This window comes from Kitasatospora sp. NBC_01287, from assembly GCF_026340565.1.
GTDB lineage: Bacteria > Actinomycetota > Actinomycetes > Streptomycetales > Streptomycetaceae > Kitasatospora.
In genome coordinates this window covers 4,939,811-4,965,441 of record NZ_JAPEPB010000001.1, presented here as the reverse complement: position 1 = coordinate 4,965,441, position 25,631 = coordinate 4,939,811, and the positions used below count along the sequence as shown (strand labels likewise).

The following is a 25,631-nucleotide window of genomic DNA, read 5'->3' as shown; positions in this document are numbered from 1 at the left end:
GGAATCCATGTCCCAGCCTACGGGCCCGGCACACGGGCCGTCGAGCTCCGGTGCAGCCGGTGCCGTCTTCGAAGACGACCACACGGTGTTCCCGAAGGGGACACCACCGAATGACCTGGACTCCGAGAGGGCGGTCGTCGGCGCCTGCATGGCGCTGGGCAGGCCGGCCATCGACGCGGCGCGGGCCATCCTCGACGCCGGCGACTTCTACCGGCCCGCCCACGAGACCATCTGGCGCGCGATCCTCGGCCTTGCCTTCGAAGGGGCCCCGACGGCTGCGGTCGCCGTCGCCGACCGGCTTCGAGGCGCCGGTGCTCTGGAGCGCGTGGGCGGCGTGAACTACCTGGTCCGGCTCGCCGCCGAGGCGCCGCCGTCGGCGGACAACGCCGACTACTACGCGGCCATCGTGCGACGCGAGTCGGAGCTGCGGAAGCTGCATGCCACGGGCATCCGGACCGTCCAGCAGGCTCTGCTGCCCGGCGCCCAGCCGGACGAGATCCGCAGCGCGCTCGATGCCGAGGTCCGTGAGGGACGCGAGCGCGCGCTGGCCTCCGGGAACAGTCGCCTGTCGCGCTTCATGGTGGACGGCTGGGACTTCGTCACCAAGACCGGGGCGGACAAGGAGCCTCTGTGGGGCACGCGCGGGGAGACCGTGTGGGCAGCTGGCGAGAGCCTGATGATCGTCGGCGCCCCCGGCGTCGGTAAGACCACCATCGCCCATCAGGTGATCTTCGCCCGGATCGGCTTGAGCGACTCGGCGCTCGGCATGCCCGTCGCCGAGAGCAAGCGCGTCCTGTACCTGGCGATGGACCGACCCCAGCAGATCGCACGGGCCATGGCCCGACTGGTCCGGCCCGAACACGAGAAGCTGGTCCGCGAGCGGCTGCTCATCTGGGAGGGCCCGCTGCCGACCAGCCTGGACAAGGAGCCCGGCCTCCTCGCCGAGCTGGCCACCGCACACGGCGCCGACACCATCGTCATCGACAGCCTCAAGGACGCCGTCAGCACGCTCGTCGACGACAGCCTCGCCATCGCCTACAACAGCGCCCGCAACCGGGCCCTGCGCGAGGGCATCCAGGTCCTGGAGTTGCACCACCAGCGCAAGGCCACTGCGGACGCCCCGCGCGGCCAGCGCCCCACCCTCGACCGCGTGTACGGCTCCACCTGGCTGACCTCCGGCGCGGGCAGCGTGCTGTTCATCGCCGGTGAGGCTGGCGATCCCGTCGTCAACCTTCACCACCTCAAGACCGTCACCGGCGAGATCGGCCCGCTCACCATCGTCCACGACCACGAGGCGGGCACCAGCGCCATCGAGGAGACCATCGACATCGCCGAACTGCTGCGCGCGGCACAGAACGGCGTGACCGCCAAGCAGCTGGCCACCGCCATGACGGGAGACACGAAGCCCGACGCCGCATCCATCGGACGGGCCCGCCGACGTCTGAACACCCAGGTCAAGTCCGGGCTCGCCGAAGTGGAGAAGGGCTCCGCCGGCGGCATCGGCGGCGGCAAAGAAGACCGGTACTTCACCTCCGCCCGCCACATCAGCACCAGCACCCCGTCGACCCTGGTCGAGCAGCCCGCCATCCCGCTGGCCGTCGTACCGGCCACACCGCAGAACACCACCGCACAGGCGCCCGCCGAGCCTGCCCTCATCGACGCCGAGAGCCACCGGGTCGCCGCCGCGACGGCCACGTCACGAGGAACAGGGCGTTTTCGCGAGCGTTCACGCACCCCCGCCGCCGCGACCGTCGTACAACCCGTTGTCGCGCCGGACGCTCCCAGGAAAAACCGCAGGTAGAAGCGTTTTCGCGACCGTTTACGCCGTTGTCGCACCCGAGCGTTTTCGCGCGGCCCCCCCTTTAGAAGGGGGTTCGCGTAAACGCCTCCGGCAATCGCGCTCCCCGCCACCACTCGACCCGCGAGGACCACCTTCCGCATGACCGCCACCAACACACGCCGTATGCCCCGCCCGGACGCCGTCCTCGTACAGGCCGCCATCGCGGGCGCCCTGTCCTTCGCCCACCTCCACGACATCGCCGAAGCCGCCGGGCAGCACGGCTGGAAAGCCTGGGCTTACCCCGTTTCGGTGGACCTGCTGCTCGTCGCAGCCTGGCACCGCATGCGGACCCTGCGCACCAGCGGACGCCCGGTCGGCACCGCCTGGACCTGGTTCGCCATCGCCCTGGTCGCGTCCCTCGGCGCGAATGTCGCCACCGCCGGACTGCTCGACCTCGCCCACGTCCCGGCCTGGCTACGGATCCTGGTCGCCGGATGGCCCGCCCTCGCCTTCTTCGGCGGCACCCTCCTCGCCCACAGCACCGCCGCAACCGCGACCACCACCGAACCGAAGCCCGCCGAGCGCGAACTCCCGCTCCGCGAAAACGCCGAGCCTGCACCGGCAACCGAGCCCGCACCGGTGACGGACGCGAAGCAGGACGACCAGCCCGCCGACGAACTGGTGCCCGAGCCCGACGACGACGTCCGGCCCGACAGCCGGGAACCGGTGGTCGGCACCAAGCGCACCGGCCGCAAGCCCGCCGCCTCCATGGACGAGCTGGTCGAGACCGTCCGCCCCGCCGTCGAGAAGCACGGCCCCACCCAGGCCGTGATCAAGACGGCCCTGCGCGAGGCCGGCATACCGATCGCCAGCGACCGCCTCGGCAAGCTGACCCAGCGCTTCAAGGACGAACAGGCCACCCGGCAGGCCGACGTGCAAGCCAGTGTCTCGGCGGCCTGACACCCCCGCCGCTCGCCCGAACACCAGCCGCTTCGGGACCGGGCGAGCGGCCTCTCACCGGCGCTGACCAACGTTCACCGGAACTCCCCCGCCCATCCGAAGGTCCCGGAAGTCCTGAACCGGTGCCGTCTACACCGGAATTCCGGCAGCGCCAAACCCAGCTTCCGCCGGACCATCACCCCACATCCGGCGAACACCCCGCCAACCGACAACCACTCGCCCCGCCAGGAGAACCGGAAGATCCCCGTGCCCGACCAGCAGCACCACCTCGACCCTGCTTCCGACTCGCCCGAGCAGGACGCCCAGCGACGCGGAGCCGGTAGCGACAAGCCCGGCCGTGGCGGCATACTCGCCCGCGTCAAGCACGCGCTGCCCTGGACCAGCCACGGTCACGACGACGACGGAGCAAGCTGGGGCAAAGTCCACAACGCCGTTGGCGCCGCGGACTTTGCGCTTGACCCCGCCCCAGGGGTCGCGGGGCAGGACCAGCGCGAGGGCGCGCCGGACCAGGAGGTCGTGACCGGGGGCGGCCACGTCCAGGACGAGCTTCCCGAGCACGATGCCGAGCCGCCGCAGCGCAGCGACGCCGAGCGCGTCGTGCGTGAAATGCCGACCGCGACCGCCGCCGAGTTCCTCCACGAGCGCGTTCCGGTACTCGACCGGCCGCCGCTTCCGGAGGACGAGCGCATCGCTGCGATTGCCAAGCGGATGTACCAGCCGCGTTCCGGAACCAAGCGCGACGACCAGCTCACCTGCTCGGTGGAACCGACCGAGAAAGTCATGATCGACCTCGCCGCCGCCAAGCTCGAACTCTCGCGCTCCGCGTTCCTGGCGAACTCCGGCATGAGCGTCGCCCTGGAGGTCGTGAAGACCGGCCGCCCCGACGGCTTCGTCCCCCTGCCCGACCGCAAGGCCGTCGACCGGCTCACCAAGGACCTCGGCACCCACCAGCGGGCGATCGACCGCGCCGGCAACAACCTCAACCAGCTCATGGTTGAGATCTACCGGGGCGAGCTCCCCGAGCGCGCCATGCAGGTCCTGGATGCCCTCCACGCCTGCGCGGCCGAGGCCCGCCTCGCCTACCAGCGCATCCTGCCGGGAGGCCGCCATGGTGCCTGACGTCTCCACCGGCTCGCGCACCCGCGGTCTGCTCTCCTACCTCTTCGGCCCCGGCCGGCGCGACGAGCACACCGACCCCCACATCGTCGCCGCGTTCGCCATGCCCGGCCTGCCCGACCCGGGCCGCTCCCCCCTCGACCAACACCAGGACCTGCTGACCGAACTGGCCGACTACCTCGACCAGCCCGTACGCGCCCGCGAGCAACGCCTCGGCGCGAAGGTCCCGCAGCACGTGTGGCACTGTCCCGTCCGTACCGCGCACGGCGACCGCTACCTCACCGACGCCGAGTGGGCCGAGGTCGCCCGCCGCATCGTCCACGCCACTGGCATCGCGCCCGATGGCGACGACAAGGGCTGCCGATGGATCGCCGTACGTCACGCCGACGACCACATCCACATCATGGCCACCAGCGTCCGCGAGGACGGCCGCCGGCCCCGCAACAAGCGCGACGGCCAACGCGCCCAGGCCGAGTGCCGCAAGATCGAGAAGGAACTCGGCCTGCGCCAGCTCAACTCGGGTGACGGCACCGCAGCCCCGATGCCCACCAGCGCCGAGCAGGCCAAGGCCCAGCGCGCTGGCCACCAGCAGACCGCGAAGGAGTGGCTGCAGGAACAGGCCCAGACCGTCACCGCAGCCAGCCGCGACGAGCAGGAGTACTTCTCCACCCTCACCGCCCTCGGCATCCAGATCCGCTACCGCATCGGACCCGAGACTGGCGACGTCCTCGGCTACAGCCTCGCCCGCCCCGGCGACGTCAACGCCGCCGGCGAGCCCGTCTACTTCGGCGGCTCCACACTCGCCCCCGACCTGTCCATCAACCGCCTGCGCGAACGGCTCGCTGCCCAGCAGCCCACCACGCCCGCACGGGGCACAGTCGAACCGGACCGCTGGCGACAGGCCGAGACCACCCTGCGGTCAACCCTCCTCCTCACCTACCAGGGCCAGCACCACCCCGCCGAGTCCGACGCCGTCATCCAAGCCCAGGCCGCCGCCTTCGGTGAACTCCTCCACACTGCGGCCCTCTCCGCACCCGACCACGCCCGCGCCGAACTGCGAGCCGCCGCAAGCGCGTTCAACCACGCCAACCGATCCCGCATCCGCGCCGAACACCAGCAGGCGGTCGCCCTCCGCTCAGCCGCCAAGCAAGTCCTGCACGCCGCCGACTCCGGCGAAGGCGGCACCACCGCCGCCCTGCTGTCCACCGCCATGTTCACCGTGATCGCCATCGCACACTGGCACCAGACCCGAGGCCACCAGCAACAAGCCCACGCCGCCCAACAAGCCCTCGTTCACCTGCGAACCGCCTACCGGCAGACCGCCGAGCCCGTCATCGCCGACCTCACCCGCTGTACCCCCACCCCCAAGACCGCAGACCGCCTCGCCGCCCAAGTCCAGACCGCCATCCCCGACCACGCCCAGCGCATCCTCGCCGACCCATCCTGGCCCGCCCTGGCCACCGCCCTCGCCCAGGCGGAATCCGCTGGCCAGCTACCCCGTCGCGCTCTCACCGAGGCCGCCCAGCTACGGGAGCTGACCACCGCCGACCGCCCCGCCGAAGTCCTCCTCTGGCGTCTACGCAACGCCACCGCCGACCGCATCGACCAGCGCGCCCAGGCCGCCCGCGCGCGCACCACCAGCACCACCGCGAACCCCACGCTCACCGGACCCGCCGTACCGACCGGCGCCAAAGCCGCCAACGACCCCACCCGCCGACGGTGATCACCTCGCCGAATCGGCCGCTGGCCACGGCAGCGCGGTGAACGCCGGCGTCGCCCCGAAAGCCCTACACCGCGCCCCCAATCATCGGTACGGTAGCCCTCTGTAATGGTTTCAACACGATGCCGGGGGCCAGCGTGGGGAGCAGTGGCATCACGTTCGGCAAGTTCATCGCACTCCGCCGCGCCGAGATGGAGTGGACGCAGCTCCGTCTCGCCGCCGAGCTCGACCGCAGCGAGGTCTGGATGTCGCTGGTGGAACGCGACCTGCAACAGGTAAAGGATCTGACCCTGCTGCGTCGCCTCACGGCGGTGCTGGGCTGCGAGCTCAGCGAGCTGATGGCCTTACCGCAGCCAGCCGCGGATCGGCCGAGGTCCCGCCCCCGCAAGTCCGCCTCCGCTACGCTGACGAGCACTTCCGCTGCCGAGGAGGACGATGTGCGACGCCGCCCGTTCCTGACCCTGGCGGCTGCCGCCCTGTTCGCTCCGGTCGCCGGCCAGCAGGCCGCGAATGCCGAGACAGCCTCGCCCTTGGCCGGGCTGGAAGATCTGCTGCTCTACGGACCGGGCCGGATTCCAGCGCCTCGGCGCGAGCCGACCCAGGAGTCCGTAGCCGCTTCCCTACTGACGTCGCGCCAGGAGTTCAAGACTGCGAAGTACGACGCGCTCACCGAGGCTCTGCCGGTTCGGATCGCCGCCGCCCAGATGGTCGGCACGCCGGAGGAGCGAGCCCGCAATGTCGCCCAGCTCTACAACCTCGCGGTGCGGCTGTGCATCAAGGCCGGCGACAACAACCTGGTGGCCATCACCGCGGACCGCGCGTTGACCTCCGCCCGTGCGGGCGATGACCCGTTGGTGGTCGCCGAGTCCCAGCGGATGGTCTCCAGCTCGTGGCGTCGTCAGGGCAGTCTGGCCAGGGCAACTGACATCGTGGTGGTCGCCGCCGAGGAACTCCTCGCCGACAACACGGTGCCCGAGACCGCCCGTCTGGCAACCCGCGGCGACCTGTACGCCACGGCTGCCTACACCGCCGCGAAGACTGGTGATCGCTCCTACGCACACTCGCTGATCCGCGAGGCAGCCGACAGCGCTGCCGCAGCCGGGCGGACCTCCGGGCTGGTGGACGGGATCCAGGGCATCGCCCTGCACGAGCTATCCGTCCACTACGAACTCGGCGACGCGGGCAGGGCTATCGAGCTGGCCGCCACCATCGACCCCGCCTCACTGCCGACCGCCGAGCGGCAGGCCCGCTTCTTCATCGATGTGGCCCGCGCGTTCGACCAGTGGGGCAAGCCCGAGCAGTGCTACCGGGCCCTGCTCGCGGCCGAGGAGGCGGCCCCGCAGGAACTCCGGCGGGGGGCCGTGCGCGACCTCGCCACCAACCTGCTGCGGCACGACCGCAAGCTGCCCGGAGTCCGAGACTTCGCCTCCCGTGCGGGCGTACAGATCATCTGACCCGTAGTCGTATTACGGCCCGTAGCCCGGCTACGGATCCGGCCTTCGGCACGGCGGTTCACTGGGAATCTCCCCATCCGCCCCCTGTTGCCGAAGGCCCTCACATGCCCACGCACAGCACCGCCATGCCCGCCGTCGGCCCCCGCCACGCAGCGCCGGACGACGACCGGCTCGGCACCTTCCTGACCGCCTGCTGGGCGGCCCTGCACCTGCCCGTGCTCGCGCTGCTCGGCCTCATGGTCCACAGCCACCCCGCCGAGGCCAGTGCCCAGGTCCCGGCCACCGCCCCGGACCTGCCCGTCTCGTAGCTCCGCAGGCCACACGTCCCCTTCTTCCACTCGCTCGCCCGAGAGGAGATGCAGCCCATGAACCGGCTGACCGACGCGCCCACCATCGATACCGAGTTGGAGCGCATCGACTACCGCACCACCCCCGCGTACTACTTCGACACCGAGCACGTCACCGACCCGGTCGTGCTGCACCTGCTGAACTGCTGCCCGACCGTGTTCGGCCTCAAGAAGGCCATCGCCGACCTGATGGCCGGTCACCTGGACATCCCGCTGCCGGAGCCAACCGGGGTCATCGAGCCCGGCGCCACCGTCCGCGGCCACGTGGTCGTGGCGCCCGGAGCAGTCATCGCCGAGGGCGCGTTCGTCACCGGCCCGGTGCTGGTCTGCCCCGGCGCCGTCATCGAGGCCGGCGCCCGGGTGCGCGACAACACCGTCATCGGCCCCGACTGCCGGATCGGCTTCGGTGCCGAGGTCACCCGCTCCCTGCTGACGGGTGGGATCTTCATGAAGCACACCAGCTTCGTCGGCGACTCCGTGCTCGGCCTGGGCGTCAACATCGGCGCTTTCGTCTCCACCACCGGCCTGCGCGTCACCTCCGGCCCGGTCACCGAGCCGGCCACCGAAGAGGTCTGCGCCTACCTCGACGGCCACCGAGTGGCCACCGGCCAGACGAAGTTCGGCGCGGTGATCGGCGACGGCGTGATCGTCCCGGCCGGCACCGTGCTCCAGCCCGCCACCCTGATCGGCGCGCATACCCTGCTCTACCCCAAGACCCAGGTCGGGGGCTTCTTCCCCGCCGGAAGCCAGGGAAGGTGACCATGACCACCACCAACGCCACCACCGCCGACGAGCGGGCCGTGCGGATCACCGGCGGCAACCGCCTGGTCGGCACCACCACCGTGCAGGGCAGCAAGAACATCGCCCTGCACCTCTACGCCGCCGCGATCCTGGCCGACGACCCACTGACCCTGATCGGCGCCCCCGAGATCCTGGACACCCTCGTGGTCGCCGACATCCTGCACCGCACCGGCACCCGCGCCAGCGTGACCGGTAGCGAGTTCGCCACCCGCCCGGCCGACTCCTACTTCCCCGTCATCCCCGACGACCTCGGACGGCGCATCCGCACCACCGCAGTGATGGGCGGCGCCCTGCTGGCCCGCGCCGGCAAGGTCACCTTCCCCACCCCCGGCGGGGACGCCTTCTGCGCCCGCTACATCGACCGGCACCTGGCCACGATGGAAGCCGCCGGGGCCGAGGTCGAGGTGAGCCGGGGCCGGGTACGGGCCCGCTTCACCGGCAAACGGCTGCCGTTCATCACCGACGCCGAGACCCGCTCGTGGGGGCCGAGCCTGGGCGCGACGGTCACCGCGATGCTGCTGGCCGCCCGGACCCCGGGCACCTCCGCGATCCTCAACCCCAGCGTGGAACCCGAGGTCACCCACACCGCCGCCCTGCTCTCGCAGGCCGGCGTCGGCATCGAGTGGCGGGGCAGGAAGGCCCTGAACGTCACCGGCACCGACCGCATCCGGGGCGGGGTGTTCACCGTGCCGCCGGACCGGCTGGAGGCCGCCACCATCGCGCTGGCCGCCGCCATCACAGGCGGCACCGTCCACCTGGACGGCTTCCCGCCGGCCGCGTTCCCGGACGGGCTGGTGTCCGTGTTCGCCGACGCCGGAATCCAGCTCGACCCGCTGGACAGCGGAACGGCCGTCAGCACGCCGGCCGGGCCACGGCCGGTACAGATGGCCACCGGCCCGCACCCCGGCTTCCCGACCGATGTGCAGCCCCAGCTGACCGCTTTTCTCACCCAGGCCGAGGGCACCTCCCGCATCGACGAGCGGATCTACACCCAGCGCGACACCCACCTGCCGGCCCTGGCCGCGTTCGGCGCCGCCGTCAACGCGACCGGCTCGGTGATCACCGTCCGGGGCTGGTCCGCCCTCACCGGCGCCGACGTGGCCGGGGAGGACATCCGGGCGGTGACCGCTCTCGTGATCGCCGCCTTGGCCGCCGAGGGCACCTCTACGATCCGAGGGATGTATCACCTGCGGCGCGGATACGGCAGCCTGCTGCCGAAGTTGGCCGCGCTCGGTGCCGACCTGACGATCGACCAGGAGTAGCCGTGACCAACACCGTGCCGTGGAAGCCGAACGCGCTCGCCGACCTGCGCGAGTGCCTGGACCTGATGACCGCTGACGGCACCGTGCCCGGCGGAGTCATCGCCCACGGCACCTTCGACACCGAGCCCGGCTACCTGACCTCCGGCGTCGTCGCCCCCGAGTGCGGCGACGCCCGGCCGGGGGCGGACACGGTGTACGACGTGGCGTCGCTGACCAAGGTCCTGGCCACCTGGCCGCTGGTCGGCACCTCCCTCATGGACGGCTTCACGCTGGACACCCCGATCCGCGAACTGCTGACCGGCATCCCGACCGAGGCACCCGGAGGCCGGGTGACGGTTCACCAGGTCCTGGCCCACACCTCCGGCCTGCGGGCCGACACCCGCCTCGACCAGTACCGCCACCGCACCGAGCCGCTGGCCGACCTGATCTGTGGAGAGCCGCTGATCGCCGACCCCGGAGCCGGACACCGCTACATCAACCGCGGCTTCATCCTCCTCGGCCTGGCCCTGGCCAACTACCGCTGCCAGCGCCTGGACGAGCTGGCGGCCGAGCTCTGGCAGCACCTCGACATGACCAGCACGACCTACGGACCGGTACCCCGCTCCGCTCAGGTCGCTCCGACCGAGCAGCGGTTGACCGGCGGGCCCCGGCTGTGGGGGATGCCGCACGACGACAACGCCGCCCTGCTCGGCGGAGTCGCCGGCCACGCCGGGGTGTTCACCACCCCAGCCGACCTCGCCACCTTCGCCACCCACCTGCTGACCTCGCACGCCACCGGCGGGCCCCTGGGCCGCTGGCTCGCCCACAGCATGCAGCCACAGGCCGAGATCGAGGCGGGCCTCGACCGTGGCCTGGCCTGGATCCTCGCCGACGAGGGCCGGGTCGCCTACCACCACGGCTTCACCGGAACCAGCCTCTACCTCGCCCCGGCCACCGGCCGCTACCTGGCCATCTGCACCAACGCCGTCTACCACCACCAGGACAACCGCACCCGCTTGGCCCCGCTGCGGGCTCTCGCACTCAAGGCGATCACCGACGAAACCTAGGAGGCCCAGCCGTGCCCAGCACCACGCTCGCGTCCCTGACCACCCTGCGGCTCGGCGGCCCCGCCGAACACGCCCTGACGATCTCCTCCCCCGCCGACTGGGCCGACGCCGTCAGGGCCATCGGGCAGCGCGACGACCAGGCGCCCGTGGTGCTGGGCCACGGCAGCAACGTCATCGCCTCCGACGCCGGACACCCCGGCACCGTCGTGGTGATGAACACCGAGGGCATCACCGCCACCCGCGTCGACGACACCACGGTCGACGTCACCGTCCAGGCCGGCCAACCGCTCACCGACCTCACTGCCTGGGCCGCTGCCGAACAGCTGGCCGGGATCGAGTGCTTGGCCGGCATACCCGGCACCACCGGTGCCGCCCCGGTCCAGAACGCCGGCGCCTACGGTCAGCAGATCTCCGACACCCTGGACCACCTGACGGTGTGGGACTGGGAGATGAACTGCATGCGGACCCTGCCCGCCGAAGCATGCCGACTGCGGCACCGCGACAGCCGCTTCAAGAACAATCCCGGCCGCTGGACGATCCTCACCGTCACCTTCCACCTCATCCGCTCAGCCGCCGCCCCGGTCGCCTACCAGCCGCTCGCCGACGAACTCAGCGTCCCCGTCGGCACCCGCCCGCCCGTCGCCGAGGTCACGGCCGCCGTCCTCGCCAACCGCCACCGCCGCGGACTGCTCCTCGACCCCCACGGCCCCGACGCCCGCCAGGCCGGATCGGTCTTCCTCAACTCACCCGTCACCGTCACCCAGGCCGACCACTGGTCCGCCGCCGGCTGCCCAGTTCACACCGACAGCGATGGACAGCTCCGGGCCAGCGCCGGGTGGCTGTTGGAACACAGCGGCTACCGCCCCGGCAACAAGATCGCTGACGGCATCCGTTGCTCGGACCGCCGCGCCCTCACCCTTACCGCCCACGACGGAGCGACCGCGACGGGCTTCGCCCAAGCCCTCACCGAACTCTCAGCGCAGGTCGAGATCGCAACCGGGATCAAGCTCCGGCCCGAACCGATGTTGGTCGGCGCCTGGGCATGAGGAGTCCCGTGAGCGCCGACACCGTGCCCTCCTCACCGTCATCAGCAGCCACGGCGACGGCAGGCGTCGACACTTCGCCCGAGGCACCAGTGACCCGCCGCTGCACGCCCGTTTCCGCCCCGAATAGCGCGCTTCCGCGCCACCGCCAACAGAAACCGACGGGTTCCCGGAATCCGGGAGCAGAACAGCCACGAACCAGCCGCAGAAGGTCTATTCTGACCGGAAGCCTGCATCGGGTGTTCGTGGCTGCTCTGCGTGAGGACTACTTGGTTCTCAGCTCGGCAGCGCGGCGAGGTGACGCTTGATACCGGAGTCGAGGCGGAGCTTGTCCGGGGTGCCCGGGAAGTCGCGGACCGCCTGCAGGAGCTCGCGCTCGGGCCGTCCCGTGATCTTGACGTCGATAACGTTCAGGAGCTCGTCCCACTTCTTCTGGGACAGTTGACGCTGCAGCTGGCTTGAGATCTCGGCGTCGGCGAACGCTCGGAGGGCGAGCGATGCCTGCTCCGGGTCAAAGCGGCTGATCAGGTCCAGGTAGATCTCGTTAGCCGCGAACGCCTCGCCGTGGCCGTTGGTGAGGAACACCGTGATCAGGGTTTTGACGTACTGTCGTGCGAGGCTGTCCGGGACCGCCCCGTGTTCTCCGACGAGTTCAGCGAGGCGTCGCGCCACGCGGGGCTCGTTGTAGAAGTTGTCCCGGGCGAGGTGCACGTTCAGCAGGTCTTCGACCGCCTCGGCCATCTCCGCGACCTTAATCTCGTCGGGCAGGTAACTTCCGCCCTGGACAAGGTCGATGAGTTGGCGGGCGAGGACGGCCTGGGCCTGGTCGGCGTTGGCCAGGAAGCGCGCGAGGCGGGTACCAACCCAGAACCGGGTGTCCTCAGAGACGTAGGGCCAGAGCTTCGGCCAGAGGTCGCGAATGTTGTCGAGGGTGTGCGGCTCACCGCCGATGGTGGTGTAGACCCCGAAGAGTCCGATGGTCAGGGTGTCCGCCTGCTCCCCGGGGAGGCCCTTGAAGAAGACCGCTGTCTGTGCCAGGTAGTTGCTGTCCAGCCTGTCAGCCTGGACGTTGACCAGCAGCTTCTTGATCTCGGCAACGACGGTGTTGTGCGGGAGCGTGATCACCTCACGGATGCACGTCTCCAGCCAGTCGGCGAGCTGGAGGCCCGTCAGCGAGACCTGGTTGGGGTGAGCCGCGCTGGCGTAGTTGCGCATGAACCGGATGTGGTCGACCTGGTGATAGCCGACGTCGCTGATGAGCCCGATTTCCCGAGCCCCGCTGAGGAGCTTCGCGTCGTCGAGCTTGACCAGGTCCTCGGCTGTCTTGAGCTCCTTGCGGCGGCTCTCGCTCTTCTCCGCGACGGCGTAGAAGTACGAGATGTCGTAGCCGATCACGCGCTTCCGCAGCTCGATGACCGTCTCGTCCCAGAGGTAGTTAAGCGCCGCATCGAACAGTCCAACGGAGCCCGCCATGATCATCTTGGCTATGTAAGCCGACCGCGCCCGCTGTTCGTCGTTCAGGCCGGCCAGGGCGTGCTCAGTGGTCGCCAGCAGAGCAAGCCGGTGATTGAGGGCAACCAGGACGTCCTCGGTCGGCAACCCCAGGTCGTCGAGCCGGGCCAGGATCAGGTCCTGGAAGTCTCGGAGCCCGTCAAGGGCGTTTTGCGGCTCTCGTCGTACGACTTCTCCGGAAGCGCTGGCAGCTGGCAGCGACTCACTCTCTGTCATGCCGGAAGGGTAGGTCCAGGATGGTGTCGGTGTCGCCGGATTTCACCTGATTGTCAGTTGATCGCGCCTTGATCGGATCGACCTTCTTGTCCGGGTGGGCGGCGGCCACGTATATCTCGTGGCGGTCGCGCTGCAGATGCCGAAGACGCGCATGAGGCGGACCGGGGCGGGGGTCAGCATGTCAGCGAAGGTGTAGCCAGAGTCGGCGGTCAGCTGGCTGGAGTTGGAGAGGACTTCGCCCGCCGAGCCGAGGAAATCCTCAATGCGGGCGAGGCCATCTGGAAGCGCTGGCTGGACCTCGAGGCCGCCAAGTCCCGCGCGACGCCGTCCGCGGCTCCACCGGCCCCGCGCCGACCCGAGCAACCATACGCGACGGGGTCGGCGATCGTCGTCGCACACGACGGCGCCCGCCTGGGCTTCGACGGCGCCCAGTACCGGCTGACGATGCGTCGGCTGCTGCGCAACACTGGCAGCGAGCCGATCACCCGCTACCTGATCCGTATCAGCGTCTACCGATACCCCGGCGAGCCCGAACGCTCCAACGCCCACTACCGCGAACACCCGCTGAACTGGGACGAACTCGCGCCCACAGCGACCTGCCACGGAGAGGCGATGAACTGGCAGGCCAAGCACGACCGCGACGCGTTCAAGGAAGTGTGGCTGCTCTTCGAGAACGAGCACGGCCGCTTCCCGCTCTACTCGGGCGAGGAGGTCTGGATCGAGTACGCCTACTCGGTCGGCGAGGAGAAATGGGCCGCTGGTTCCAATGCGCGGTCCGCCTGCCCACCGAGCACCTGGAAGTCGAAGTCGCCTTCCCCACCGACCTCGATCCTGCGGTGTAGGGCACCGAGACGTCCATGACCGCCGAGGCGGCGCCGCTTCGGACCGCCCCAATACGGCGCAAGGAGGATTCCCAATGATGTTGTCAAGCCTGAGCGGTGACGCCGGGTGACTACGTCATGGTGCGGGAGTAGTGAGCCGGCCGGTGGTTGCTTCGAAGGTGCGGTGGTCGCGTATGAGGGCCCAGAGCACGTTGAGGCGGCGCCGGGCCAGGGCGAGCACGGCTTGCTTGTGGGATTTTCCCTCGGTGCGTTTGCGCTGGTAGAAGCGCCTGGACTCGGGGCAGTGGATGGCGGCGACCTGGGCGGAGAGGTAGAACATCCGCAGCAGGCGTCGGCTGTAGCGGCGCGGGCGTTGCAGGTTGCCGCTGACCTTGCCCGAGTCGCGGGGAACGGGGGCCAGGCCGGCGACACCGGCGAGCCGGTCGGGGCTGCCGAAGGCGGCCATGTCGCCTCCGGTGGCGGCGACGAACTCGGCGCCGAGCGTGTCGCCGATGCCGGGCATGCTGGTGATCACCTCGGCGTCGGGGTGATCGCGAAACCGGCCCTCAATGTGGGTGTTGAGCTGGTCGATCTCCTCGTCGAGGGCCATGACCTCCCTGGCCAGGGTGTGGACCATCGTGGCGGCGGTCTTCTCCCCGGGGACGACGGTGTGCTGGGCCTCGGCGGCGGTGACCGCGGCGTCGGCGGCGCTCTTGGCGGTGGTGACAGTGCGGACGCCGTGGCTCTTCAGCCACGTTGTCAGGCGTGCCCGGCCGATCCGCCGCAGCGCGGCAGGGCTCTGGTAACCGGTCAGCAGGATGAGGGCGGTCTTGGAGGTGCTGTAGTCGAAGGCCCGCTCCAGAGCCGGGAAGTACTCCAGCAGCTGGGCGCGGAGCCGGTTGATCGCGCGGGTCCGGTCGGCCGACAGGTCCATGCGGCGGGCCGTCATGATCCGCAGGTCCACCGCGATCTCGCTGGTCTCGGCCAGCGGCTGCAAGTCGCGCCGCATCCGGGCGGTGTCAGCGATGACGAACGCGTCCTTCGCGTCTGTCTTCCCGCTGCCCCGGTATGCGGCCGAGGCGTGGTGCACGGTCCGGCCCGGGATGTACAGCAGCTTCTGCCCGTGGCTGACCAGGAGCGCGATCCACAGCGCGGCCCCACCGGAGTTCAGGTCGACCGCCCAGGTGACCGGGCCACCGTCGGCCAACTCCAGGACGTCGCCGAGCAGTTCCAGCAGTTCGGGCTCGTTGTTCGGCACCCGGCGGGAGAGGAGCTTGGTCCCGTCCGTGTCGATCACCGTGCAGTGGTGCTCGGCCTTGCCCGCATCCGTCCCGGCCCACAGTTCGGGCACCAGATCCTCCCTCCGTCGTGCTTGCCATTGCTCCCAGCAGACGACCTCGCCGACGCGTCCATACGAGCGATTCAGTTCGCGCATCCCAATCAGCGGTCGAGTCGTCGCGGGGCGCCGGCGGCCAATCCTCCTCAGCCACGACAGCGGCAATGCGATGGAAGCCATACCGGACGCCCCTGGGTGTCCCGATCTTACGAATGACCCGAACTAACCCACGAAGAAAGGTATGGATGGGATGCGCGTCTTCTCCTGGAGCACGTCCGCGCCGGCCCTCCACGCCCGGTACCGTCTGGAATGGCGGTTCCGGGCCCGACCCGAACGCGATACGTCCCAAGGGGAGTTCAGGTGATCCAGGTGCGGCCCAGCGAGCAGATGCGTGGCCTCGGCGTCGTCCAGGAGGGCGAGCCCGTACTCGCCGAGCCCGCCCGAGCGTTCGATCTGCCCACCGAGCGCGGGGCCGCCGAGCAGGTCATCGAGAAGCTGTTCACCGCGATGGAGCGCATCGGCCAGGTCCACCCCTTTGCCAAGGGCATGGGCATCGCGGCACCGCAGATCGGGATCGGCCGGGCCGCCGCCATTGTCCAGCCCGCTTGCCCGGACGCTCCGGCGATCGTCCTTCTGAACCCGCGGATCACCGACCGGTCCGACGAGACGGACGAGCAGTTCGAGGGCTGCCTGTCGTTCTTCGACGTTCGCGGCTTGGTCCCCCGGCCACTGCGGATCACCGTGGGGACCACCACCCTGGACGGCCAGGTGGCCACCACCACCTACGAACGCGGACTCGCCCGCCTGATCCACCACGAGATCGATCACCTCGACGGCCTGCTCTACACCGCACGCATGGCTGCCGGCGCCGAGCCCATCCCTGTCGAGCAGTACCGGCAGACCGGCCAGACATGGTCCTATGACAAGTGAGCACCTGCACAGCTCGTTGGGGCCCGTCGTCAACACCGACGCACCAAAGCCCGCGCCGGTGCAGCGCCCGCAAGGGCGATTTGTGGGTGCTACCAACAACAGGCACCGAACTCGTAGTGCGATACCCCGGCATAAACGGTTACCGTGCCGTCATCGAGCACCTCGCCCCATGGGCGATTTGGTAGCGCGATGTCAAAAGCGCTCGCACCGCAACCCTCACAGCAGTCAAAGTGGTCCTGCCAGGCCGTCACATCCACGTCGGTGCGGGGGTTTCGCATCACGTGGATATCGTGACCGCTGCACTCGTCATTCGGACAGGGCTCGCCATGGCCGCAGTCTGAGGTGCCGCACGGACAAGGGCCTTCGCATTCCGCCGGCTCCCAATCCTGGGTGGCCATCGCGCGTTCTCGGAGTGTCTCCTGATCTGCTGTCAGGACTGTTAGGGCTGCCACGACGTCACGCCGGGATTGTACAGTTGCTACTTGGACAGCATCGGCGAGCGCAACCACATCCGTCAGGTCAGGATTAGTTCCCACTAGCCATACGGTCGGCGGGTCCGAGATATTTTCTCCGTTGCGGTAAAGCCGCGCGAAGAATGAACGGGTGCCAGTGTCATATCCCCAATCGCTGCCCTTGTCCCACCCGGGGAGCGGGAGGGCGAGACTGAAATCGTCGATAATCCGTTGCCCTGGCTGGACATAAAGTGCCGTCATGCGATGCCAGTCGCAATGTGCCAGGTCACCGCGGACGACGGTCGTGCACTTTTCATCTAGGGCCGGATTCCCTCGACAGCGCCGCTTGCTCCGATGGTCCCGGCAATACGTCTCTGTGGCCGGGACCAGTTGATCGCACTGCCTTTCCCTCAGGTCTCCCGGCGCCATACAGCGCTGCCGATGCGCAGCTACCGGATGACGATTTACTGAAACGCCATCTGCTCTCCGCTGCTCGATCTCGCGGTGAATACGGGCAACAGTCTCATTGCGAGCCATTCCCTCCTGCCTGTAGACCGTCCCTCTCGTCGTCAGTAGGGTCGTGAAGGCAGCTGGCGTAAGTTGCGGCTCCAGCATCAGCCGCAGATCCTCATCGCCAAGCACATACTCCACCGATTCGCCCGACCTCTGAACAGTGCGAAGACGCTGGCTGGTGACTAGTTCAAGCCAAAGCTCCAGCATCAGTTCGCAGTCGTCAGAAACAGGCTGGAAAAACCAGCCCTTCTCCGCGTCGTTGACCGTCCGGATACCACGGTGAGCCTCTGTTCGGGACTCCTTCTTCGCCCGATCGCGCAGCCTCTGGGAGCGAGCCAAGTCGGTGAGACCAAGATTGGCCGCACGAGGAAATCCTCCGGTAACTACATGCCTGGCGGCATACAGCGTGTCAACCGTCTTTGCAACCAGCTGGCCGACGTCCACCTGGTCGGAATAGGCGCGCAGGCATCGATAGTCTCCATCGAAGAGGTTATGCCCGATGATCAGGTCTACTTCATCGGCCGCAGCACTGAGGTCTGACAAGTTCCGATCCCGAAACGCGTAAAACGCAACTTGCCGCCAGATCTCCCGCCCCGGAATGCCAGCAGCTTCCTGCCGCTCCACCACCAAGAATCCTACGACGTCGATGTCCCAGCGCTCAGGAAGTCGCTGCCCCGCTACCCGCGCATAGTCCACGTCAAGTACGCCAACCTTGCGAGGCCCTCCTGGAGGCAGCTGCTTTACTGGGGGCGTGCTATAGCCGGGCCCGCAACCTCCGTAACGGTTTGCGTCCACGATGCTCGGATCCGGCGCCACAATGGGAGTCCAAGTCTCCATGACTTCCGCGCTCGCGTACTCGGTGTCCGCCTTGCCATGCGTACACACCGAGTGCGCCACGCAAAATGCAAATCCTCTACGACGCAGATCCAAACCCCCCGCATCGCCGGATAGTTGACTCTCGGAGAACACCCAGATGTAGATCGGAACTGCCAGGTCAGAACGGAGGTACCACCCTGCTTGGAGCGGCGCACGGGGAGAATCGACCTGCGGACAGAAATCAGACGAATATCCGTCCGGAGCTTGCGCTGTAAACTTCAGAAGTGGCTGACCGGCTTCCAGGGCGGCGTCGATCAGCGCTTGGAATCCCCAACCCCGCGAGGGCACGCGCGGGCCCCCGAGGGTGATCGTCGGGGGTCGCTGTTCGTACGGGTATACCGCACCTGTCCGCTGAGCCCGCGTCGCCGGCTTCTTCTTTCGCTTCTTCGGCATTCGGCCACGGTAGCCGCACCTGCCGACAGCAGCATCGGCCCGTTGGCTCGACTACTCACCGGGGAACTTCACCCTCGTCGTCCCGTGGTTGCGCCCGCTACGGCGAGCGTGGGCTACGCGGCCGCGCGTTCACAGCGTCTTCAGGGGGGTGTCGTTGCAGCCACTTGCGCGCGGCGGCCTCTCCGAAGCCGCGTGACCTCAGTAGGTCAAGGGCGAGGGCGCGAACCTCCCGCGCGTTGTCCACCCTGTCCAGGTGTGCCTTCATGCGCGCCACGACCTCGGCCTGATCGATGTCGTATCGGCCGTTGACCTTCTGCGCGAACTGGGGCAGGAGCTTGTAGTAACGACGTTCGCTAATCCCGACTTGAGTCCATGGGTAGCGGTCCGGCGCCTCGCGCTTCCTATGCTCCTTGATCGCGATGTTTGCTTTCCGGCGCACGTAGCGGCGGGCTGCCTCCGCGCCTTGAGCCGGGTCGAAGCCGGGACGGACCAGTTGTTCGAGCAAGGTCGCTGCTGCAGACATCAGGTTCGGAGCGCGGGTCTCGCGCTTGATCCGCTCGACCTGCTGCCGGTACGCAATGGCGAGCGCGTTGGCCAGCGCGGGCTCGTCACTGCCGATGTAGCCGTGCCAGTACCCCTTCAGGATCAGCTGGCATGCGATCTCGCTGGGAGTTGAGGCGGGGTCGAGGGTGACGGTCGGGATCCCGTGGCCGTGAATGGCCTTGGCAATCTTGGCCCAGGGCCGGTTGGCGGACTGCTGAACCCCTTCGGTCCAGACGCGCGCGGCGAATGCCCACTCGGCTGGCTGCCGTGTCGTGGGAGCCATGATCAACATGGGCTCGGTGGCAACGAGCGGGATTGGTTCGCTGCCGGTCACCTCCTCGTCCAGCAGCAGTTCGAGGAGCCGTCCTTCATCCTCGGTCTCGCTCGTCACCCATATGAGGCGGCGGGAGATCTGGATCCACCAGCCGCCGACAGCAACGCCGAGGATCGGGATGCTGAAGCGAACAGCAGGGTCCATTGCCCGGCGCATGATCTCCATGCGCGGCTCGGGGTCTACCATGCCAAGCCCACGCAGGACGAAGTCTCTAGAAAGCCACCCCTTTCGTGACGCCTCCGCGAGCAACTGGCCAGCGATCCAAAGCGCATCGGCGACGGGAGCTGCTGTCGGGGCGGGAAGAGGCAGGGATGCCACCTGTAGGACGGCCGCGATCTCTGGGTTGACCGGATCGGGGATCGCCCACGGGCCATCCATCGGATCCATCGAGCCGATCCGCAGGTCCGGGACGTCGACGAACAGTAGGCCGTTGGGTTCGAAGGTCGACGTCGTTCGACGCGCCGCGTGGAAACTGCGGCCCGAGAGCGTGTCTATCTCACGACCGACCTGGCCGAGGATCTCCACGATTCGACTGCGGTCAGGGTTTCCCCCGACCTGCCGGGCCACCTCGTCTACGAGGCTCTCGGACCAATGTCCCATCTGGGCAGTATACGAGGGCATGGAGAACACTCACAGGTGTACCGAGCACCAGACGCTTTGCCCCTCTTACGGAGATGCGAGGGATCAGGAGCCCAGCGATTGGGCGGCGATCACCAAGCGGGGGCAGGCCTTCGGATTCTGGGCCTTGATCCTCACGCTCGCAGCAGTCGTGATGCTCGCGGCACTCGGCCAGCCCTGGGTGGCCGGCATCGTGACCACCACGGCGGTGCCGACCATCCTTCCGATCTTCGCGACCATCGGCTGCCGTCACACCCCAGCCGCCGGGGCGCGCCAGACGCCCGAACCTGCTGTCCAAGAGCCGCCTGGCTCGCCCCCTCTCCCGGAAGGCACCAGGGGGTACGCGGATGGCCGCCCCAGCCGGTGGGGAGTCTGAGCACCCGTCAGCGGCGTACAACTCCCTATGCGACAGACTGGGCGCGGTGCGGTCCGTGGGGGCGTGGGCTCGTGATTCGACAACGCCGCGGCCGAAGCCTTCAACTCGCCGATCAAGGTCGAGTACATCCACCGGCACCCCTTCAAAACCTGCGCCCGAGCACAGCCGCCGATCTTGCGCTTCCTTGATCCCGAATTTGCTCTTCGAGCCGGCGTCGCCGAGCCCCTGGCCGACGCCGGTACCTCGCGCCTAGCGGGCTGGTATTTCGAGGATTCTCCAGACGCTCCGCGCCCCGCGAAGCGCCGTGGTGCCCAGTCGACGGCGCCCTCACCCTGGTCTCAGTTCTGGTCTCATTCACGCCCGTTCGACAGGGTTCAGATCGGGACCTCGGCCTTGCTCCGCTGCAGTTCAGAACGGGTGCGAACCCCGGCGGACAGCGTTCGGGAGAATTGGAAAGCGTGTTGGGGGCAACCCCTCACGAGTTCGAATCTCGTATCCTCCGCACCCGCCCGCCAGGGCAGACGAAGGACCCGACCGCACTGCGGTCGGGTCCTTCGTCGTTCCGTGGTTGCAGTTTTGGTTGCAGTTGCCAGGATCCACCGGATGGGGCGGGTGCACGACCGCATCCGGCTGATGGCCTCTCTGACCGAGCCATCGCATTCGCGCCCGCTGGGCACCGCTCCTCTGGCAGGGTGCAATCCATGGCCGTGTCCGAAAAGACTCGCAAGATCATCTGGTGTGAAGTGGGCGGCAGGTGCGCGATCTGCCGGGCGCAGGTGGTGACACTCGGGACTGACTGCGACGACCCCTCGGTCTTCGGCGAAGAGGCCCACATAGTCGCCCGCTCGAAGGGAGGACCGAGAGCCGGCTTGGTGGACGACGCATCCATCGACAGCCATACGAACATGGTCCTGCTGTGTAGCAAGCATCACAAGCAAATCGATGACCAGCCAGGCCACTTCACGGTGGATCGACTGCGCGAGATCAAGGCCAAGCACGCCGCATGGATGCGCTCGCTCGGCGAGACCACGCCAGGGCGGCTGAAGTTGGTGCCCGACCCAGAGTTCCCGCAGCCTCGGATCCTGAAGCTGATCACCCGCGGCAACCCGCTGTGGAACATGATCAAGTCCAGCGTCACCTTCGAGTACGCGCTGCCAGACGGCCTCCCCGAGGAGGATGAAGACCTCATCCTGGAGTTCCTGGGCCTGGTCCAGGACTACTGCGACATTGCAGCTGAGCTGCACAGTGTGCGCGAGAACCGCGACGCCGAGAAGGGGTTGCAGAGCTACCTGAGCACGCTCGCCGAGCGCAACTTCTTGGTGGGCGCCTTCGTACGCCACATGCTCTTGATCGATGGTTCCGGCCAGGAGGGCACGCCCTGGCCCATGCTCCGCGTCGAGGTCCGGCCAGCTTCGCACGCCACGATCACGGACGAGAGCGGCAGGCCATATTCAAGCGAGCAGCCGAGCACGGGAGTACCTGGCGAGGAGCAGAGCGCATGACTGAGCGAACGATCTACCTTGACCCCGATCGACACGACCCCAGCTCTCGAAGGATCAATGTCCGGCCCCACCGTTGGTACGCCATGGTCGAGCTCGACCGCGATGGGTACGTCGATGCCTTGACCCGACGGGGAAGCTCCCCAGATCTTCCGACCGCCTACACGGAGGCCGTCACCCACGCGCAGCGCACGTCCTTCGATCACATCCGGTACGACGGGTATCTGGGCGCTCTCTCATGTAGCAGTGGACCAAGCTGGGTCGGTCTGCCTGTTCCCTTTGCCCAGGTCGAATCGGCAGTGCAGGCGCTGTCCGGTGCCGAGCTCAACCGCGACTTCAGCGGACTTCACGCTCTCGCTGACCGGCTGGCGCTCCCCATCGAGGACTGGCTTGCGCCTGGCGAACGGGAGCTGGTCCGCGGCGTCAACTTTTTCGCACCACCCGGCGTTTTTCTGCGCTTCCTGCGCGGCAAGGCCAAGCGGCACGGGGTGCGTCTCAATGGCCGGGCCACCGCCGGCAGCGTGTGGGTTCGCCCGACACTGCCGTTCATCGAGAAGCACAAGCGGGAGCTGTTTCCCGAGCAGCACCCCGGCTGGGTGGACCGATGGACCGGACACGTTGAGCCGGAGGATGCGCCTTACCGGCCATGGGTGGGTGGCAGAGGACAGAACCTCAGCCACCGCGCGGCCCCCGTCCAGTTCCAGCATGTACAAACGCCGAGTGACAGCAAATGCCCCTGCGGAATGACCCTGCGAGCTCCTGAGGACGGCGGAAATGAACACGCTGCCCACCACGCGACGTGGGCGATCGGCGTTCGGGTACCCAAGAACTTGGACTGGTGGGGCGACCTGGCCGTGGTGACGACCGAGTCGCCGATTGCCTGGCGGAAGCTGACCTACCAGGTGGGGCGGATGCCTCAGCGAGAGAACGGCTACGACGCCAACTCGTGGTCGCACCTAGGTGAGCCTGCGCAGACCCCGGACAGGGTGCGCGCATACCTGCTGCAGGCCAACGGGTACGTCATCGGCTACCTGGCGACCCACGACGTCCGATGGCACCACCACTGGGACCTGCTCGATGATTCGGAGAACGGCGATCAGGACGACACCCTGCGTCCGTGCATCGACCTGATCTGGGTGGCGGACTCCTATCGCCGAAAGGGCGTTGGCGCGACGCTCGTACAGACCCTCGCAAACGACTCCGGGTGCGAGATCACCGATGTGTCGTGGTCGACCCCGGTCAGCGACGCCGGCCTGCGCCTCGCACGCCGGATCTCGCCCGGCGGCATCTGGATCAGCTAACGCGGCAAGCGGTATCCCGGCGACAGGCTCCGCCGTGAGCGGCGACTCTGCGCTGCGACAGCACTGCGCGATCTGCGATAGCACCAAACGGGCCTGCGCCGGAGCCGTGCCCTCGGCTGGACCTCAGCCAAGGGCACGGCTCCCTTCGTTCGGCTCTATTCGGCCGTTCCGGAGACACCGGACCAGAGCAAGTCACCGATCTTGTTGGCGGTGTCCCTGAGAACCGGGCCCGTCAGGTGCTGGTACCGCCGGCGCATCCGAGCGGACTTGCCGGGCTCCCACCCCATGATCGCGTCGACGACCGCATCGGGGACACCCAAGATCAGCAGGACAGTGGCAGCGGTGTGGCGGGCGTCGTGGGTGCGCCGTGAGGCGCTGTGGTTCGAGTGGAGGTGAGAGACCTTCGCCGCTGATCCTGTCGCAGCAGGACGGTGGAGCTGAGGGCAGTCTGATCCGGGTGGCGCCGGTGAGGGCGGTAAGCGGCCCTGACAAAGCCGGGACGGGCCAGTACTGCCAGATGGTCCGGGTTCGGCGAGCGGGACGGAGAGGAGTACGCGAGGAACCGGCGTTTGACATCCCCTTTATGCGACGCCAGCTCGAACCTGGTGGATCTGGGCTGGAAGCGGTGCGTACCCGTTGCGGGTTGGGCGGGGTGTCGGCAACGGCTGAAATCGGGTTCTGGATCACTTTCCGTGCTGATATGACTGATCGTCACTGACCGTGCTGGGGTCGGGTGCCGGTCACGGGGCGAGGAGCACGCGCTTGCGCAGGAGGTCCAGGCCCGCGCGGCCGAACATCTGCCGCTTCAGCATCTTGATCCGGTTCACCTGCCCCTCCACCGCCCCCGAGCTGAACGGCAGACTCAACCCCGCCACCACCGCACCCAGATCAGAACCGATCCCGTTCACGAACGACACCAGCTCGGGCAGGCCGGTGGCCTTCACCTGGTCGATCCAGCCTGCCAGTTGAGTGTGGCCGGTGCGGGCGGTCATCATCTCGGCGAAGGTGCGGACGTGGTCGGCGGTGGTGGCGAGCTGCGGGCACCGGGCGAGGACGCCCTTGAGCTTGAGGGTCTCGTCCGTGGTGAGGCTGTCGGGGTGGCGGGTGATCCAGGAGGTCACGTCGCGGACCGAGGGCGGCCGGGTGGAGCGATCCTGCGGCTGGGCGCCGGACCGTAGGGGCCGCAGGTAGTCGCGCAGGACGGTGAGGCCGCCGGTGTAGCCGACGGCTTTGATCTCGTCGAAGAGCGTCTTCGCGGTGGTGCAGCCTTCCTGCCACCGCTGATGGAGGTAGGGCTTGTAGTCGTCCAGGACGCTCGTGCGGCCCTGCCACTTGCCGACCACAAGTTCCTCGGGGGCGGTGGCGCGGGCGAACCTGCGCACTGTGCCGCGGGCCAGGCCCAGTCGGCGGCTGATCTCCCGCCGGGACAGGCCCTGGGCGAGCAGGTCGTGTACGGCCTGGTGTCGCTCGCTGGTGCGGTCCGCGTATCGGTGGGCGCCCCTGGCCGCCTTCGCCGTCGTGGTGACCTTCTCCAGTTCGGCGAGGGCCGCCGCGGATTCCTCGGGGGTGGGAACGTGGGCGGGTTCGCGCAGCTGGGTGGAGTGCCGGGTGACGCAGCGTTCCACGGCTTCGGTGAGATTGTGGAACAGGTGCCAGCGGTCCGCGACTTGGACCGCGTTGGGTGCGCCGAGGCGGGCGCCTTCGGCGTAGGCGATGGCGCGGTCGCGGCAGATGACCTCGACGCCGGGGTGCTCGGTCAGCCAGCGGGCAAGGGTGGCTGCCTCGCGGTCGGGCAGCAGGTCGACGGGACGGCGGGTCTCGATATTGATCAGCACGGTGCCGTAGACGTGACCCTTGCGCAGGGCGAAGTCATCAACTCCGAGCACTCGTGGTGCCGTTGTCGGTGGATCGGGCATCGCGCGGATCAGCCTCAGCAGCGTCGAGCGACTGACCTTCGAGCTGAGGACGCTGGACAGCCGGGCGCCGGCTCGTCCGGCCAGCATCAGCGCCACTGACTGCAGGACGGTGTGCAGCCGCAAGCTCCGCCGCCCGTGGCGGAAAGTGAGCCCGGCGACCTGCTCGACGAACGTCGACCGGGCGCACGACGTCGCGGGGCAGCGGAAGCGCCGGACCTGCAGCTTCACGACCACTCGCCGGCCACCGACCGCCGAGTCCGCCAGCCGGCGCTCGTAGCGGCTGTGGACCCGACGTGATCCGGCGCCGCAGGCAGGGCAGAGCGCCTCGGGCGCACACGCGCAGGCCGTGACGGTCACGCTGTCGCCGCCGATCTCGATGTTCGCTATCTCTAGGTCGCCCAGGTCTGGGAACAGGACTTCCTCAACATCCACGTCGCTCACGACTGTTGATCATCACGCATGTGGC

Annotated in this window: 21 protein-coding genes and 1 pseudogene; 14 read left to right on the top strand and 8 right to left on the bottom strand. The window is 68.6% G+C overall.

The window, feature by feature from the left end; genetic code table 11:
- Nucleotides 1-7: 7 nt before the first annotated feature.
- The 10 genes from OG455_RS21365 (at nucleotide 8) to OG455_RS21320 (ending at nucleotide 11,532) form a co-directional block, all read left to right on the top strand.
- Entirely contained in the window at nucleotides 8-1,801 is a 1,794-nt protein-coding gene (locus OG455_RS21365; protein WP_266296029.1) for a DnaB-like helicase N-terminal domain-containing protein, read from the top strand.
- Between the two features lie 162 nt (nucleotides 1,802-1,963).
- On the top strand, nucleotides 1,964-2,740 hold the full coding sequence (locus OG455_RS21360) for a DUF2637 domain-containing protein (protein ID WP_266300895.1): 777 nt from the start codon (nucleotides 1,964-1,966) through the stop codon (nucleotides 2,738-2,740).
- Between the two features lie 246 nt (nucleotides 2,741-2,986).
- Nucleotides 2,987-3,859 carry a hypothetical protein gene (locus tag OG455_RS21355; RefSeq protein ID WP_266296028.1) on the top strand — a complete coding sequence of 291 codons (873 nt, stop codon included), beginning with the start codon at nucleotides 2,987-2,989 and terminating at the stop codon, nucleotides 3,857-3,859.
- Entirely contained in the window at nucleotides 3,849-5,579 is a 1,731-nt protein-coding gene (locus OG455_RS21350) for a relaxase/mobilization nuclease domain-containing protein (RefSeq protein WP_266296027.1), read from the top strand. Before OG455_RS21355 ends, OG455_RS21350 begins: the two co-directional genes overlap by 11 nt.
- Nucleotides 5,580-5,698: 119 nt before the next feature.
- Nucleotides 5,699-7,030, top strand: a complete 1,332-nt coding sequence (locus tag OG455_RS21345) for a helix-turn-helix domain-containing protein (protein ID WP_266296026.1) — start codon at nucleotides 5,699-5,701, stop codon at nucleotides 7,028-7,030.
- A gap of 104 nt (nucleotides 7,031-7,134) precedes the next feature.
- A complete protein-coding gene (locus OG455_RS21340; protein ID WP_266296025.1) occupies nucleotides 7,135-7,338 on the top strand; it encodes a hypothetical protein in 204 nt (67 codons plus the stop codon).
- A 57-nt stretch (nucleotides 7,339-7,395) separates the two neighbouring features.
- Nucleotides 7,396-8,136, top strand: a complete 741-nt coding sequence (locus OG455_RS21335; RefSeq protein ID WP_266296024.1) for a hypothetical protein — start codon at nucleotides 7,396-7,398, stop codon at nucleotides 8,134-8,136.
- Nucleotides 8,137-8,138: 2 nt separating this feature from the next.
- On the top strand, nucleotides 8,139-9,440 hold the full coding sequence (locus OG455_RS21330) for a UDP-N-acetylglucosamine 1-carboxyvinyltransferase (protein ID WP_266296023.1): 1,302 nt from the start codon (nucleotides 8,139-8,141) through the stop codon (nucleotides 9,438-9,440).
- A gap of 2 nt (nucleotides 9,441-9,442) precedes the next feature.
- The gene (locus OG455_RS21325; RefSeq protein ID WP_266296022.1) at nucleotides 9,443-10,486 is read left to right on the top strand and encodes a serine hydrolase; all 1,044 of its coding nucleotides are present in this window, start codon (nucleotides 9,443-9,445) and stop codon (nucleotides 10,484-10,486) included.
- 11 nt (nucleotides 10,487-10,497) lie between these two features.
- Nucleotides 10,498-11,532 carry a UDP-N-acetylmuramate dehydrogenase gene (locus tag OG455_RS21320; RefSeq protein ID WP_266296021.1) on the top strand — a complete coding sequence of 345 codons (1,035 nt, stop codon included), beginning with the start codon at nucleotides 10,498-10,500 and terminating at the stop codon, nucleotides 11,530-11,532.
- A 273-nt stretch (nucleotides 11,533-11,805) separates the two neighbouring features.
- On the opposite strand, the gene OG455_RS21315 is transcribed toward OG455_RS21320, so the two are convergent.
- Nucleotides 11,806-13,257: a hypothetical protein gene (locus OG455_RS21315; protein ID WP_266296020.1), complete on the bottom strand. Its 1,452-nt coding sequence runs from the start codon at nucleotides 13,255-13,257 to the stop codon at nucleotides 11,806-11,808.
- Nucleotides 13,244-13,366, bottom strand: a complete 123-nt coding sequence (locus OG455_RS21310) for a hypothetical protein (RefSeq protein ID WP_266296019.1) — start codon at nucleotides 13,364-13,366, stop codon at nucleotides 13,244-13,246. Before OG455_RS21310 ends, OG455_RS21315 begins: the two co-directional genes overlap by 14 nt.
- Before the next feature lie 335 nt (nucleotides 13,367-13,701).
- Here OG455_RS21310 and OG455_RS21305 point away from each other — a divergent pair, with 335 nt between their 5' ends.
- The gene (locus OG455_RS21305) at nucleotides 13,702-14,118 is read left to right on the top strand and encodes a hypothetical protein (protein ID WP_266296018.1); all 417 of its coding nucleotides are present in this window, start codon (nucleotides 13,702-13,704) and stop codon (nucleotides 14,116-14,118) included.
- 96 nt (nucleotides 14,119-14,214) lie between these two features.
- On the opposite strand, the gene OG455_RS21300 is transcribed toward OG455_RS21305, so the two are convergent.
- Nucleotides 14,215-15,432, bottom strand: a complete 1,218-nt coding sequence (locus OG455_RS21300) for an IS110 family transposase (protein WP_266300894.1) — start codon at nucleotides 15,430-15,432, stop codon at nucleotides 14,215-14,217.
- Nucleotides 15,433-15,774: 342 nt separating this feature from the next.
- On the opposite strand from OG455_RS21300, the gene OG455_RS21295 reads away from it, so the two are divergent.
- Nucleotides 15,775-16,344, top strand: a complete 570-nt coding sequence (locus OG455_RS21295) for a peptide deformylase (protein ID WP_266296017.1) — start codon at nucleotides 15,775-15,777, stop codon at nucleotides 16,342-16,344.
- Nucleotides 16,345-16,433: 89 nt separating this feature from the next.
- Here OG455_RS21295 and OG455_RS21290 read toward each other — a convergent pair whose 3' ends face one another.
- From OG455_RS21290 to OG455_RS21280, 3 genes are all read right to left on the bottom strand, one after another.
- A complete protein-coding gene (locus tag OG455_RS21290; protein WP_266296016.1) occupies nucleotides 16,434-18,005 on the bottom strand; it encodes a hypothetical protein in 1,572 nt (523 codons plus the stop codon).
- A gap of 670 nt (nucleotides 18,006-18,675) precedes the next feature.
- The gene (locus tag OG455_RS21285) at nucleotides 18,676-19,980 is read right to left on the bottom strand and encodes a hypothetical protein (protein ID WP_266296015.1); all 1,305 of its coding nucleotides are present in this window, start codon (nucleotides 19,978-19,980) and stop codon (nucleotides 18,676-18,678) included.
- A gap of 159 nt (nucleotides 19,981-20,139) precedes the next feature.
- Nucleotides 20,140-20,313: a hypothetical protein gene (locus tag OG455_RS21280; RefSeq protein ID WP_266296014.1), complete on the bottom strand. Its 174-nt coding sequence runs from the start codon at nucleotides 20,311-20,313 to the stop codon at nucleotides 20,140-20,142.
- Between the two features lie 837 nt (nucleotides 20,314-21,150).
- Here OG455_RS21280 and OG455_RS21275 point away from each other — a divergent pair.
- On the top strand, nucleotides 21,151-21,951 hold the full coding sequence (locus OG455_RS21275; RefSeq protein WP_266296013.1) for an HNH endonuclease: 801 nt from the start codon (nucleotides 21,151-21,153) through the stop codon (nucleotides 21,949-21,951).
- Nucleotides 21,948-23,249, top strand: a complete 1,302-nt coding sequence (locus tag OG455_RS21270; protein WP_266296012.1) for a GNAT family N-acetyltransferase — start codon at nucleotides 21,948-21,950, stop codon at nucleotides 23,247-23,249. The genes OG455_RS21275 and OG455_RS21270 overlap by 4 nt, the downstream gene beginning before the upstream one ends.
- Nucleotides 23,250-23,404: 155 nt before the next feature.
- Here OG455_RS21270 and OG455_RS21265 read toward each other — a convergent pair.
- Together OG455_RS21265 and OG455_RS21260 are read right to left on the bottom strand one after the other, a co-directional pair.
- A pseudogene (locus tag OG455_RS21265) lies at nucleotides 23,405-23,608 on the bottom strand (site-specific integrase); the annotation flags it as partial.
- Nucleotides 23,609-23,989: 381 nt separating this feature from the next.
- Nucleotides 23,990-25,606 (bottom strand): ISL3 family transposase, encoded by a 1,617-nt coding sequence (locus OG455_RS21260; protein ID WP_266296011.1) that lies wholly within the window; start codon nucleotides 25,604-25,606, stop codon nucleotides 23,990-23,992.
- Nucleotides 25,607-25,631 lie beyond the last annotated feature (25 nt).

Excerpts from the sequence above, each read along its gene's own strand:
- OG455_RS21365 (WP_266296029.1), top strand. The coding sequence starts at position 8 with ATGTCCCAGCCTACGGGCCCGGCACACGGGCCGTCGAGCTCCGGTGCA.
- OG455_RS21360 (WP_266300895.1), top strand. The coding sequence starts at position 1,964 with ATGCCCCGCCCGGACGCCGTCCTCGTACAGGCCGCCATCGCGGGCGCC.
- OG455_RS21350 (WP_266296027.1), top strand. The coding sequence starts at position 3,849 with ATGGTGCCTGACGTCTCCACCGGCTCGCGCACCCGCGGTCTGCTCTCC.
- OG455_RS21345 (WP_266296026.1), top strand. The coding sequence starts at position 5,699 with ATGCCGGGGGCCAGCGTGGGGAGCAGTGGCATCACGTTCGGCAAGTTC.
- OG455_RS21340 (WP_266296025.1), top strand. The coding sequence starts at position 7,135 with ATGCCCACGCACAGCACCGCCATGCCCGCCGTCGGCCCCCGCCACGCA.
- OG455_RS21335 (WP_266296024.1), top strand. The coding sequence starts at position 7,396 with ATGAACCGGCTGACCGACGCGCCCACCATCGATACCGAGTTGGAGCGC.
- OG455_RS21330 (WP_266296023.1), top strand. The coding sequence starts at position 8,139 with ATGACCACCACCAACGCCACCACCGCCGACGAGCGGGCCGTGCGGATC.
- OG455_RS21315 (WP_266296020.1), bottom strand. The coding sequence starts at position 13,257 with ATGACAGAGAGTGAGTCGCTGCCAGCTGCCAGCGCTTCCGGAGAAGTC.
- OG455_RS21305 (WP_266296018.1), top strand. The coding sequence starts at position 13,702 with ATGCGTCGGCTGCTGCGCAACACTGGCAGCGAGCCGATCACCCGCTAC.
- OG455_RS21280 (WP_266296014.1), bottom strand. The coding sequence starts at position 20,313 with ATGGTCGCGAAGATCGGAAGGATGGTCGGCACCGCCGTGGTGGTCACG.
- OG455_RS21275 (WP_266296013.1), top strand. The coding sequence starts at position 21,151 with ATGGCCGTGTCCGAAAAGACTCGCAAGATCATCTGGTGTGAAGTGGGC.
- OG455_RS21270 (WP_266296012.1), top strand. The coding sequence starts at position 21,948 with ATGACTGAGCGAACGATCTACCTTGACCCCGATCGACACGACCCCAGC.